At 56.9% G+C, this 13,094-nt stretch carries 13 protein-coding genes; 10 read left to right on the top strand and 3 right to left on the bottom strand.

What is annotated here, in order from left to right:
* Positions 1-63: 63 nt before the first annotated feature.
* From RVY89_RS08740 to RVY89_RS08750, 3 genes are all read right to left on the bottom strand, one after another.
* Positions 64-1,455: an APC family permease gene (locus RVY89_RS08740; protein WP_484827557.1), complete on the bottom strand. Its 1,392-nt coding sequence runs from the start codon at positions 1,453-1,455 to the stop codon at positions 64-66.
* Positions 1,445-1,639: a YmjE family protein gene (locus RVY89_RS08745; protein ID WP_484827558.1), complete on the bottom strand. Its 195-nt coding sequence runs from the start codon at positions 1,637-1,639 to the stop codon at positions 1,445-1,447. Before RVY89_RS08745 ends, RVY89_RS08740 begins: the two co-directional genes overlap by 11 nt.
* A gap of 172 nt (positions 1,640-1,811) precedes the next feature.
* Positions 1,812-3,230: a glutamine synthetase family protein gene (locus RVY89_RS08750; RefSeq protein WP_029739362.1), complete on the bottom strand. Its 1,419-nt coding sequence runs from the start codon at positions 3,228-3,230 to the stop codon at positions 1,812-1,814.
* A gap of 214 nt (positions 3,231-3,444) precedes the next feature.
* Here RVY89_RS08750 and puuD point away from each other — a divergent pair, with 214 nt between their 5' ends.
* The 10 genes from puuD (at position 3,445) to RVY89_RS08800 (ending at position 13,094) form a co-directional block, all read left to right on the top strand.
* Complete coding sequence (gene puuD / locus RVY89_RS08755; RefSeq protein WP_063143032.1) at positions 3,445-4,209, top strand: gamma-glutamyl-gamma-aminobutyrate hydrolase; 765 nt, start codon at positions 3,445-3,447, stop codon at positions 4,207-4,209.
* 25 nt (positions 4,210-4,234) lie between these two features.
* The gene (gene puuR / locus RVY89_RS08760; protein WP_013096835.1) at positions 4,235-4,792 is read left to right on the top strand and encodes an HTH-type transcriptional regulator PuuR; all 558 of its coding nucleotides are present in this window, start codon (positions 4,235-4,237) and stop codon (positions 4,790-4,792) included.
* Positions 4,793-4,949: 157 nt separating this feature from the next.
* Positions 4,950-6,443 (top strand): aldehyde dehydrogenase PuuC, encoded by a 1,494-nt coding sequence (gene puuC / locus RVY89_RS08765; protein ID WP_484827559.1) that lies wholly within the window; start codon positions 4,950-4,952, stop codon positions 6,441-6,443.
* Complete coding sequence (locus tag RVY89_RS08770) at positions 6,440-7,720, top strand: NAD(P)/FAD-dependent oxidoreductase (protein WP_484827560.1); 1,281 nt, start codon at positions 6,440-6,442, stop codon at positions 7,718-7,720. Before puuC ends, RVY89_RS08770 begins: the two co-directional genes overlap by 4 nt.
* A 25-nt stretch (positions 7,721-7,745) precedes the next feature.
* The gene (gene puuE, locus RVY89_RS08775) at positions 7,746-9,017 is read left to right on the top strand and encodes a 4-aminobutyrate transaminase (protein ID WP_484827561.1); all 1,272 of its coding nucleotides are present in this window, start codon (positions 7,746-7,748) and stop codon (positions 9,015-9,017) included.
* Positions 9,018-9,167: 150 nt separating this feature from the next.
* Positions 9,168-10,655, top strand: a complete 1,488-nt coding sequence (locus tag RVY89_RS08780) for a carboxypeptidase M32 (RefSeq protein WP_484827562.1) — start codon at positions 9,168-9,170, stop codon at positions 10,653-10,655.
* 156 nt (positions 10,656-10,811) lie between these two features.
* Positions 10,812-11,351: a thioredoxin fold domain-containing protein gene (locus RVY89_RS08785; protein WP_484827921.1), complete on the top strand. Its 540-nt coding sequence runs from the start codon at positions 10,812-10,814 to the stop codon at positions 11,349-11,351.
* Between the two features lie 174 nt (positions 11,352-11,525).
* Positions 11,526-11,993, top strand: coding sequence for an acid resistance repetitive basic protein Asr (gene asr, locus RVY89_RS08790; protein WP_371897579.1), 468 nt, complete (start codon positions 11,526-11,528; stop codon positions 11,991-11,993).
* A 93-nt stretch (positions 11,994-12,086) separates the two neighbouring features.
* On the top strand, positions 12,087-12,170 hold the full coding sequence (gene ydgU / locus RVY89_RS08795) for a small membrane protein YdgU (RefSeq protein WP_021241182.1): 84 nt from the start codon (positions 12,087-12,089) through the stop codon (positions 12,168-12,170).
* A 102-nt stretch (positions 12,171-12,272) separates the two neighbouring features.
* Complete coding sequence (locus RVY89_RS08800; RefSeq protein ID WP_045910375.1) at positions 12,273-13,094, top strand: trypsin-like serine peptidase; 822 nt, start codon at positions 12,273-12,275, stop codon at positions 13,092-13,094.

Below are 13,094 nucleotides of genomic sequence, written 5' to 3' on the forward strand. Positions count from 1 at the left end.
GGCGGACGTCCGGTAAGATGAGCTCCAGCTAAACGGCACCAGCGTACTGGTGCCGTTTTTCGTTCAGGAATCCCAGGCCTGCTCTATCTTACCGGCTTCAAACTGCGGAGGCGGTTTTCGGAAACGGCGCGTGAGCCAGGTCAGGTAAAGGATCCCCAGTGCCGCCCAGATGAGGCCAAGCGTCAGGGACGTCGCTTCGAGGTTTATCCACAGCACGCCGACCGTTACGGCACCAATGAGCGGCAGCAGAAGATAGTGGAACCGATCTTTCCACGTTTTGTTCATCCCCTTACGCCGCCAGAAATGGTTGTACACAGAGAGATTAACAAACGTAAACGCCACCAGCGCGCCGAAGTTGATCAGCGCCGTCGCGGTCACGAGATCAAAGTACAGGGCCGACAGCGCCACTATTCCTACCATAATGACGTTCAGGGCTGGCGTACGCCATTTCGGATGCACGTAGCCAAACACCCGCTCCGGAAAGACGTTGTCACGCCCCATCACATACAACAAGCGTGAGACGCTGGCGTGCGAGGCCAGGCCTGAAGCGAGCGTATTTACAAACGTGGTACACAGAAACACCGACTGGAAGAGCTTGCCGCCCACGTACAATGCAATTTCCGGCAGCGCGGCGTCCGGATTCTTGAAGCGCGCGATCGTCGGGAAAAAGAGCTGCATGAAAAATGAGGCAACAATGAATATCAGCCCGCCATACAGTGCGGTCAGGAAAATGGCTTTGGGAATCACCCGCGCCGCGTTTGGCGTCTCTTCCGACAGCGTGGTGACCGCGTCAAAGCCGAGGAAAGAGAAGCAGACGATAGTCGCGCCGGTAATAATCGGGATCAGGTGTGCATTCTCGCTGATAAACGGCTGGAGCGACCAGACGGTGCCGACACCCTCACCCTTGTGCAGGCCATGCACCACGAGAATGACAAACACCACCATGATGGCGACCTGCACCAGTACGAACAGGGTGTTAAAGTTGGCGACCAAATTAACGCTCTTCAGGTTCGCCAGCGTCAGGATCGTCACAAACCCCACCACCCAGACCCACGGCGGGACTTCAGGGAACAACGCGGAAAGGTAGATCTTCGCCAGCAGCACGTTGATCATCGGCAGAAAGAGATAGTCCAGCAGCGATGACCAGCCGACCATAAAACCCAGATGGGGTCCGATCGATTTCTGCGTGTAGGTGTACGCAGAGCCCGCTTCCGGGAACTGTCGTACCAGTTTGCCGTAGCTGATGGCGGTAAACATGACGCCAGCCAGCGCCAGGAGATACGATGCGGGCACGTGGCCATTGCTGATACCGGACACAATGCCGAAGGTATCAAACACGGTCATGGGGGTGAGGTAAGCCAGCCCCATCATGACTACCTGCCAGAGCTTGAGGGAACTGCGCAGCCGGGTTCTTCCGGCCATGCCCGGCGAGTCGAGAGACGTGTTAGTCGCCATAAACCGTCCCCCCCATGCTTACCGTGGTTTGCAATTGCGTTGACCTTAACGCAAACCTGCTTAGCAAAGGGGGAAGTTGTAAAGAACAAACGCGATCGTACCAGCGCACCATCTCAGGCTCGCACTCACAGCAGGAGCCTGACTGGCCCCCTTCGCCCTGCGGATAGTTGAACATCTGCATCATTTCCTACCTCGTCACACAGTGTCGTTAAGAAAATCCCTGTGCCGCCTGCGCTCCATAACGCGACTCCCGGGAGATAGCTGGCGTGCCAGCGAACAGTTAGGCCAGGCTCCGCGCAGGCCGTTGGGTGATACATATGCGATGAAACAAAGCGGCCCCTTACCGGGGCACGTTATCAGGCGTTTTTCAGCATCCACTCGATTTCAGTTTCGGTGATCAGCCGTTCAAACTGCAGCAATTCATCATTTTTGCAGGCGTGATAGACGTGGCAGAAACGCTCGCCCAGCCGCTCGCGAAGATGATCGTTTTGCATAAATTCCCACAGCGCATCGCTCTGACGGATCGGGAAAGGCAGCCCGTCCTGCTCCAGACCATTGCCTTCAACTTCTTCCTGCAGGGGTAAATCGTTATCCAGCCCATGTAGAATGCCGGCAAAAATCGCCGCCATCACCAGATATGGATTCGCGTCTGCTCCCGCCACCCGGTACTCGACCCGATGGTTATGGCGATCTCCGCAGGGGATACGCAGGGCAACCGTGCGATTATTGTGTCCCCATGACGCCTGCGTCGGCACGTACATTCCCGGCTGGAAACGGCGGTAGGAGTTGACGTTCGGTGCCAGCAGCGCCATGGACGCCGGCATCAGATCGATCATCCCGGCCAGCGCGCGTTTCAGCAGCGCGGAATCCTCGCCGCTGGCGTCTGCGAGCACGTTTTCGCCTCGGTTGTTTTGCATGCTAATGTGGATATGCATCCCGCTGCCCGCGTGCTCTTCATACGGCTTTGCCATAAACGTGGCGTGCATCTTATGTTTTTCCGCCATCTGCCTGACGAGACGTTTTAGCGCCAGCGCATCATCGCAGGCATCAAGCACGTTTTCCGTATGGTGCAGGTTAATCTCAAACTGGCCCGGGGAGGCCTCGGCCACTGCCCCGTCGGCAGGGATCAGCTGCAGCTGCGCCAGCTCGTCAATATCGTTCAGCACGTCAGCAAAGTGGTTCAGGTTATCAACCGAGTAGACTTGACTCTGCGTGTTACGCACGTCGGTGCCCGGCGCGCAGGGGGGCTGCAGATAGCCTTCGGCATCGCGTTTACGGTCAAGTAAATAGAACTCCAGCTCTACCGCTACCACGGGGAACAGACCGCGCTGGCGCAGCTGCTGCCAGAGTCGGTTGAGTACGTTCCGCGGCTCAACGTCAAAGGGAGCGCCATCTTCATCGACCATGGTGAGCTGCACCTGACCAATATATTCCGGGTCGGCGGCGGACGGTGTCAGGGTGCCCGGTACCGGCACGCAGATGCAGTCCGGCTCGCCGAGCTCCTGCCCCAGGCCCGCCTCTTCCACTACGTTACCCAAAATGTCCATGGCGAAAACCGATGCCGGGAAATAGCAGCCTTTTTCAAGCTTGCTGAGTCCGGCAACCGGGATGCGCTTGCCGCGAAAACAGCCGTTCAGGTCGGTCAGGAGGACGTCAATAAACTGGGTGTCAGGATACTTTTCTAAATAGCGCTTCACTTCCTGCGTAAAGGCGCTGCCCCGCCTCTCATCCGTGTGCTGCACAAAGTTCTCAACTTCTACGATATTGGTTTCCATGATTTACCACCGTTTTTGGGTTTTGCGTTCGCTGCTCAGGACTGTCAAATATAATGTCCACTCTATCGAATCTGTATGCAAACAAATTGTTTGTCAAATGTTAAATTAAGTTTGCAAAAGGCAGATCCCGTTGCTAGATTGAGAAAATATTGAACGAAAAGGCCGTTTCAGAGGTGAGAATGGCCTAAATTTAGTCCACTTTGTGAGGGCGATCATGGAAAATATAATGAACAAGCCAGTTATTGGCGTGGTGATGTGTAGAAACAGGCTTAAGGGTCATGAGACCCAAACCCTGCAAGAAAAATACCTGAATGCCGTTATTAACGCGGGGGGCTTACCTATCGCCTTACCGCATGCGCTGGCAGAGCCAGAGCTAATGACCGCTCTGCTGCCAACCCTGGACGGGATTTACCTGCCGGGCAGCCCAAGTAACGTGCAGCCGCACCTTTATGGTGAAAACGGCGATGAGCCTAACGCCGATCCCGGGCGAGATCTTCTGAGTATGGCGCTGATTGCCGCCGCGCTCGAAAGGCGCATCCCCATTTTCGCCATCTGCCGGGGGCTGCAGGAGCTGGTTGTTGCGACGGGAGGAACGCTGTATCGCCGCCTGTTCGAGCAGAACGACCTGCTTGAACATCGGGAGGATGCTGAACTGCCGGTTGAGCTACAATACGCCCCTTCTCATGAAGTTCAGGTTCAGGAAGGAGGACTGCTGTCTCAATTAATACCAGGCTGTAACAAATTTTGGGTAAACTCGTTACACGGGCAAGGCGCACGAACGTTAGGACCACGGCTCCGCGTGGAGGCCCGCTCGACGGACGGACTGGTCGAAGCGGTTAGCGTTCATGACCATCCTTTTGCCCTCGGCGTGCAATGGCACCCCGAATGGAACAGCAGCGAGTACGCCCTGTCACGCATGTTGTTTGAAGGTTTTATCACCGCCTGTCAAAGCCACGTTGCCGAGAAGCAACGGCTTTGACCACTATCGTAAAGGAAATGCAACTATGAGCGATGACGGACTGGCGCCAGGGAAACGTCTGTCAGAGATCCGCCAGCAGCTGGGTCTCTCGCAGCGGCGTGCCGCCGAACTGTCTGGGTTAACACACAGTGCCATCAGCACCATTGAGCAGGATAAAGTTAGTCCTGCCATCAGTACGCTGCAAAAGCTGCTGAAAGTCTATGGGCTGTCGCTCTCGGAATTCTTTTCGGAACCGGAAAAACCTGATGAACCGCAGGTGGTTATTAATCAGGAAGACCTTATCGAAATAGGCAGTCAGGGGGTTTCGATGAAGCTGGTTCATAACGGAAATCCGAACCGTACGCTGGCGATGATTTTTGAAACTTACCAGCCTGGAACCACGACCGGAGAGAGGATCAAACATCAGGGTGAGGAGATCGGTACGATACTGGAAGGTGAAATAGTGCTGACCATTAATGGCCAGCCTTATCACCTTGTTGCGGGGCAAAGCTATGCCATCAATACCGGCATACCGCACAGCTTCAGCAACACCTCGGCAGGCATCTGCCGCATTATCAGTGCCCACACCCCCACCACGTTCTAATTACCACTCAGTCCCGGCGTAAGCACGCTTACGCCGGGACAAATAAAAACGATCGATGTCGGCATTTAACGGGTTAATTCCCGGGATGCCCCACGGCTTCGTATTGCCTGAAACGGCCATGCCTTTATTTATCTGATTGCGAAAGAAAGGAGTGAATATGCATTTTAAGCACCTGACTTACTGGCAGGATAAAGTAAAAAACAGCGCCATTGAGGCCCGGTTATTTATTAACGGTGCCTATTGTGACGCCGCCGATAATGCCACGTTTGAAACCGTCAACCCCGCTACCCGGCAGACGCTGGCGAACGTGGCCAGGGGCAAGCAGGCGGACGTGGACCGTGCAGTTCAGGCCGCGCGTGAGGTATTTGAGCGCGGTGACTGGTCACAGGCGTCTCCGGCGCAGCGCAAGGCCGTGCTAAATACGCTCGCCGATTTGATGGAACGCCATAGTGAAGAGCTGGCCTTACTGGAAACGCTGGACACCGGTAAACCCATCCGCCACAGCCTGCGCGACGATATTCCCGGCGCGGCGCGCGCCATTCGCTGGTACGCCGAAGCGGCGGATAAAGTCTACGGCGAAGTAGCGCCTACGGGTCCGGGCGAGCTGGCGATGATCGTGCGCGAGCCCATCGGGGTTGTTGCGGCCATCGTCCCCTGGAACTTCCCGCTGCTGCTGGCCTGCTGGAAGCTGGGCCCGGCGCTGATCGCGGGCAACAGCGTGGTACTGAAACCGTCGGAGAAATCGCCGCTCTCCGCCCTGCGGCTGGCCGGGCTGGCGAAAGAGGCGGGCCTGCCGGATGGCGTGCTGAATGTGATAAGCGGTTACGGCCACGAAGCGGGCCAGGCGCTGGCGCTGCATCCGGAGGTTGAGGTGCTGACGTTTACCGGCTCTACCCGTACCGGCAAGCAGCTGTTGAAGGACGCGGGTGAAAGCAACATGAAGCGCGTCTGGCTGGAGGCAGGCGGCAAGAGTGCCAACATTATCTTTGCCGACTGTCCGGACCTGGACAAGGCCGTGAGCGCGACCGCCGCCGGGATTTTTTATAACCAGGGACAAGTCTGTATCGCCGGTACCCGCCTGCTGCTCGAAGACAGCATCGCCGATGACTTCCTGGCAAAGCTAAAAGCGCAGGCTCGGCACTGGCAGCCGGGAGATCCGCTCGACCCCGACAGCACGATGGGAATGCTCATCGACGCTGCGCACGCCGATACCGTCCGCACGTTCATTCGCGAGGGAACCCGGAAAGGCACGCTTCTGCTGGACGGGCGGGAACAATCATGGCCTTCCGCAGTCGGTCCAACCATTTTTGTCGACATCGAGCCTGACTCCCCGCTGTGCCGGGAAGAGATTTTCGGGCCGGTGCTGGTCGTCACCCGTTTTAAAACCGAAGAGGAAGCCTTAACGCTGGCCAACGACAGTGAATACGGGCTTGGCGCGGCGGTATGGACCCGCGATCTCTCCCGCGCGCACCGCATGAGCCGCCGCCTGAAGGCCGGTTCGGTCTTCGTCAATAACTATAACGACGGTGATATGACCGTTCCCTTTGGCGGCTATAAGCAGAGCGGCAACGGTCGCGATAAGTCCCTGCACGCGCTGGAAAAATTTACCGAACTGAAAACCATCTGGATTGCCCTGGAGCCTCAATCATGACCGAACATACCACCAGCTACTACGCGGCCAGCGCGAATGCTTACGAACCCTTCCCGACGCTTAACGAGTCCATCAGCTGTGACGTGTGCGTGGTGGGCGGCGGCTATACCGGCCTCTCCTCCGCGCTGCATCTCGCCGAAATGGGCTACGACGTGGTGCTCCTTGAAGGGGCGCGCATCGGCTTCGGCGCCAGCGGACGCAACGGCGGCCAGCTGGTTAACTCCTACAGCCGCGATATCGATGTGATCGAGAAAAACTACGGTCCCGATGCCGCCAGAATGCTCGGGAGCATGATGTTTGAAGGCGGGGATATCATTCGGGAGCGTATCCAGCGCTATCAGATCCAGTGCGACTATCGTCCCGGCGGGCTGTTTGTGGCGTTAAACCATAAGCAGATGGAGACGCTGGAGGAGCAAAAGGCGAACTGGGAACGCTACGGCAACACGCAGCTGGAGCTGCTGGACGCCAGCGCCATCCGCCGGGAGGTAGACAGCGAGCGCTATACCGGCGCGCTGCTGGACCGCAGCGGGGGGCATATTCATCCGCTGAACCTGGCGATCGGCGAAGCGGACGCCATTCGCCTGAACGGCGGGCGGGTGTATGAACAGTCCCCTGTGACAGCCATTCAGCACACCAGCCCGGCCGTGGTGAGCACGCAGCATGGCCAGGTGACGGCCCGCTACGTGATCGTCGCCGGCAATGCCTATCTGGGCGATAAGATAGAACCTGAACTGGCAAAACGCAGCATGCCATGCGGCACCCAGGTGGTGACCACCGCCCCGCTGCCGGAAGAGGTCGTCCGCACGCTGATCCCCAACAACTACTGCGTGGAAGATTGCAACTACCTGCTGGATTACTACCGTCTCACCGCCGACAATCGCCTGCTGTACGGTGGTGGCGTAGTCTATGGCGCACGCGATCCGGACGATGTCGAGCGCCTGGTGATGCCAAAGCTGCTGCAAACCTTCCCTCAGCTGGCAGGCGTCAAAATCGACTACCGCTGGACGGGCAACTTCCTGCTGACCCTGTCGCGTATGCCGCAGTTTGGTCGTCTGGATAAAAACATCTATTACATGCAGGGCTACAGCGGCCACGGCGTGACCTGCACTCACCTGGCCGGACGGCTGATCTCAGAACTATTGCGCGGTGACGCTGAGCGCTTTGACGCGTTTGCCAAACTCCCGCACTACCCCTTCCCGGGCGGTCGCAGCCTGCGGATTCCATTCACGGCGATGGGCGCGGCGTATTACAGCCTGCGCGATCGTCTTGGCGTATGATCGTTTCGACAAAAGGGTATCTGACATGAGTAACCAGGAATTTCATCAGCGCAGACTTTCTGCCACCCCGCGCGGCGTAGGCGTAATGTGTGATTTCTTTGCCCGCACGGCGGAGAATGCCACGCTTACCGACGTGGAAGGCAACGACTACATTGATTTCGCCGCCGGGATCGCGGTACTGAATACCGGCCATCGTCATCCTGAACTGGTGGCCGCAGTAGAAAAACAGCTTCACCAGTTCACCCACACGGCCTATCAGATTGTGCCGTATGAAAGCTACGTTTCATTAGCCGAAAAACTTAACGAGCTGGCCCCGGTGCAGAGCCCGGCCAAGACGGCGTTCTTCACAACGGGCGCGGAAGCGGTGGAAAATGCCATTAAAATCGCCCGGGCCCACACCGGCAGACCGGGTGTGATTGCCTTCGGGGGAGGCTTTCACGGCCGAACCTATATGACCATGGCGTTAACCGGCAAGGTCGCGCCTTACAAGCTGGGATTTGGCCCCTTCCCGGGGTCGGTTTATCACGTGCCGTATCCCTCCGAGCTGCACGGCATCACGACGCAGGATGCCATCACGGCGATAGAACGCCTTTTCAAAGCGGATATTGAGGCGAAACAGGTAGCGGCGATTATTTTTGAACCCATTCAGGGTGAAGGCGGATTCAACGTCGCCCCGCCAGAGCTGGTGGCCGCCATCCGCCGTATCTGTGATGAGCACGGGATCGTGATGATTGCCGACGAAGTGCAGAGCGGCTTCGCCCGAACGGGTAAGCTGTTTGCCATGGAACACTACGCGGACAAACCCGACCTGATGACGATGGCTAAAAGCCTGGCAGGCGGAATGCCGCTGTCCGGCGTGGTGGGCCGCGCCGAAATCATGGACGCGCCGGCTCCCGGCGGTCTGGGGGGGACCTATGCAGGCAACCCGCTTGCGGTGGCCGCCGCGCACGCGGTGCTGAATATTATCGACAACGAGTCGCTGTGCGCGCGCGCCCGTCATCTGGGCGATCGGCTGAAAACCACGCTGGAGGAGATTCAGGGCAGCTTCCCTGCGCTCGTGGCGATAAGGGGAAGAGGATCGATGATTGCGGCGGAGTTTTTTGATCCCGAAAGCCGCGCGCCTTCGGCCGCCATCGCGCAGGCGATCCAGCAAAAGGCGCTCGCCCGGGGCCTGCTATTATTGATCTGCGGCCAGTACGGCAACGTGATCCGCTTCCTCTATCCGCTGACCATTCCGGATGCCCAGTTCACTCAGGCGCTGGCGATCCTGCAACAGGTTATGCGTGATAAGGACTAAGTGCCCACCGAAAACCGTCTCCCGGAATGCCGGGGACGGTTTCAACGGAGGAAATCGACACAGATTTCCTCCGCGTGGGAAATGTTGGGGAATTTGGTCGGTTTCATTGTATGCTCCCTGAAACACATCCCCGGCATGAGGAAATAAGAATTGCAAAAAATATCAGCCTATCAGTCACTTGTGAAAACCTTCCAGCGCCTCTCCCGCTTCTCGCACCTCTCCTCCATCGCCAGCTGGGACATGTTCACCATGATGCCGCCGGGCGGCAGCGCCGCGCGCGGTGAAGCACTCGCGGAGATGAGCGTCCTGCAACACCAGATCCTGACCGATAAAAAAGTCGGCGACCTCTTAGCGGCGGCGGCAGGTGAAGATCTGAATGATGTCGAACAGGCCAACCTGCGCGAAATGACGCGCCACTACCAGCAGGCCACCCTTCTGCCGGAATCGCTGGTGGAAGCGAAATCCCTGGCGGGCAGCAGGTGTGAACACGCCTGGCGTACTCAGCGCCCCGCCAACGACTGGCAGGGTTTTTCCGCCAACCTGAAAGAGGTGGTCAAACTCAGCCGCGAAGAGGCTCGCCTGCGGGCGGAAGCCAAAGGCTGTACGCCGTACGACGCGCTGCTGGACATTTTTGAACCCGACATGACCAGCGCGCGTCTGGACGTTCTGTTCGGCGATATGAAGTCCTGGCTACCGGACCTGCTGGCAAAGGTGGTGGAAAAACAGGCTCAACGGTCGTTTATTCCCCCGCAGGGCCCCTTCCCGACGGCAACCCAGCGTGAGCTGGGCCTGGAAGCCATGAAGATGCTTGGCTTCGATTTTAACGGCGGTCGCCTTGACGTAAGCGCGCACCCGTTCTGCGGCGGCGTCCCGGAAGACGTGCGCATTACCACGCGCTATGACGAGGATGAACTGCTCAGCGCGCTGTTTGGCGTGATCCACGAAACCGGACACGCCCGCTACGAACAGAACCTGCCGCGCGCGTGGGCAGGACAGCCGATTGCCCTGGCGCGCTCAACCGCGATCCATGAGTCACAGAGCCTGTTCTTTGAAATGCAGCTGGGACGCAGTGAAGCCTTCCTCAGGCATCTTCTCCCTGCGGTACACGCCCGTTTTGGCAGCCAGGCGGCGTTTAGCGAAGAGAACTTCATTGCCTGGAACCAGCGCGTGAAGCCTGGCTATATCCGCGTCGATGCGGACGAAGTGAGCTACCCGGCACACGTGGTGCTGCGCTATGAGATTGAGCGTGCGCTGATCAACGGCGAGATCGAAGTGGACGATATTCCCGCCCTGTGGGACGAGAAAATGCAGGCCTGGCTCGGATTATCCACCAAAGATAACTACCGCAACGGCTGTATGCAGGATATTCACTGGACCGACGGCGGTTTTGGTTACTTCCCGTCATATACGCTTGGCGCTATGTACGCCGCGCAGCTGTTCCATGCCGCCAGCACCGCACTGCCAGGTCTGCAGGACTCCATCGCTGAAGGAGATTTTTCCGCACTCTTTGAGTGGCTGCGTCAGAACATCTGGCAGCACGGTAGCCGCTTCAGCACGTCGCAATTAATCACCCAGGCGACGGGCGAAGATCTGAATATCCGTTACTTCCGCGAACATCTGACCTCCCGTTATCTTTAATCCCTCTGCCGGAGCCTGCTCCGGCACTCTTCTCACCCTTTTCAATAAGAATATGATTTAGCACATGTTGCCATGATTGCGCCGGGTGTATGAATGCGTGTCCTTCCGACACAATTAGACTGCTATCAGGCCAGGATTGAAAAAATAAAGGGATCAATGATGAAAGGCATAATGAAAACGATGTTAGCGATTCTGTGTGCGACCAGTTTAAGTGCTTTCGCAGCCACGGATAATACCCCGCAAGACGCGTTCAACGATATTACCCGCTCTCTTGCAGACCTCCAGCCCATCACGTTTCAGGCTCCCGCTGAAAAATATAAGCTGCTGGTGTTTATTGATAATCAGTGCATTTACTGCAGCAATGTTGTGAAAAACGTTAAGCAATATACGGATGCCGGCTTGACGATGTCGTTTCTGACCGTTGCGCCCAGCGCCATTCGCGACTCGGTAATTGAAGATATGGGACGCGTCTGGTGTTCAACCGATAAGGTCAAAAGTCTGCAACAAGCGATGGCGGGATTTTTACCGAATAACGACACCACGACAGCGTGCTCCGATCTGATCGCGCGGCAATCTGCTCTGGCAGAACGTTTGGGCATTAGCATCACCCCGGTAATGGTGGTCATTGAGCCTGAATCACGGTCGATTATAGGCAGTCAGTCTCCGGCGGCTATTCTGGCCACCCTGAAAAGATAACAGAGACCTGTACGAGCAGCGGCGTTTGACCTGTTCGTACACTTTTCTCCCCTCTGTACATTCCGTTACACGCCGATACCAATCACTCACGGAAACCTCGAATTTACAGGGATATAGTTATTTCAACGGCCCCGCAGTGGGGTTAAATGAAAAACCAAATTCGAGGGTATGAGAATGAATAAAGTATTAGCTCTGGTTGTTGCCGCTGCTATGGGTCTGTCTTCTGCTGCATTTGCTGCTGACACTACCGCAACTGCTGCACCGGCTGCCGCACCTGCTGCAACCACCACCGCTGCGCCAGCAAAAGCGGTTCACCATAAGAAACATCACAAAGCTGCAGCGAAAAAAGAAGCCGCTGCACCAGCAACCGCAGCACCAACCGAGCAGAAAGCTCAGGCTGCCAAAAAGCACCACAAGAAAGCCGCTAAACCGGCTGTAGAACAGAAAGCGCAGGCTGCTAAAAAGCACCACCACAAAAAAGCCGCTAAACCGGCTGTAGAGCAGAAAGCACAGGCCGCTAAAAAGCACCACAAAAAAGCGACCAAACCGGCTGTAGAACAGAAAGCTCAGGCTGCTAAAAAGCATCACAAAAAAGCAGTAAAACACGAAGCTGCTAAACCAGCTGCACAGCCAGCTGCGTAAGAGTACAAGCTTAACCGTGCCCTTCGGGGCACGTTGGTAAACCGGCGCTGAACCGGACAGGTTCCGCGCCGTTTTTTTATATCCGGAGGGCGTATGCTGCGACGCTATCGGTTTGAGCTGATTCTGATCCTGCTTATTTTATGCGCGCTCATCGCAAGCCATTTTTATCTTTCCTGATTGTAGCACGCTGATTTTACTCCCACTTTAGCGCTGTCCCGTCTATAGTATTTTCATAGGGTTCACTTTTAATAATCATAATTACCCCCACCAGAGTGTGATATGCGTAAATCTGTTGTGTTGTTACTGGGAACGTTTGGTCTTTTTTCTGGATTCTCACATGCGGATGATGGCGGTGATGACACCATTAGCGCGAAAGAGCTAAAGACGCTTTTTTTCGGTCATGACGATCGCACGCGCGTCGCCGATCCCACCCAGGCGCCCTGGGATGCTATAGGTCAACTGGAAACCGCCAGCGGTAACTTATGTACTGCGACGTTGATCACCCCTCAGCTTGCCCTGACGGCAGGCCACTGCTTGTTAACGCCGCCAAACGGCAAGCCGGATAAAGCGGTGGCCCTGCGGTTTGTGTCGCAAAAAGGAACCTGGCGCTATGAAATTCACGGCATTGAAGGCCGGGTCGATCCGTCTCTCGGCAAACGCCTGAAACCGGATGGTGACGGCTGGATCGTGCCACCGGCAGCCGCCTCATGGGACTTTGGCCTGATCGTTTTACGCTACCCGCCTTCCGGCATTACGCCGCTTCCGCTATTTGACGGCGATAAAGACGCACTCACCGCCGCGCTAAAGGCCGCCGACCGAAAGGTGACGCAGTCAGGCTACCCTGTCGATCATCTGGATACGCTTTATACGCACTCCGACTGTATTGTGACGGGCTGGGCGCAAACCAGCGTACTCTCGCACCAGTGCGATACGTTGCCGGGTGACAGTGGCTCACCGCTGATGCTGAAAACAGATAACGGCTGGCAGTTGATTGGTGTCCAGAGCTCTGCACCGGCAGCGAAAGACCGCTGGCGTGCAGATAACCGGGCCTTGTCCGTGACCGGTTTTCGCGACAAGCTGGAAGCGCTGGCGCAGCAGTAA

The sequence above is a fragment of the Enterobacter sp. 3U4 genome, from assembly GCF_057224565.1.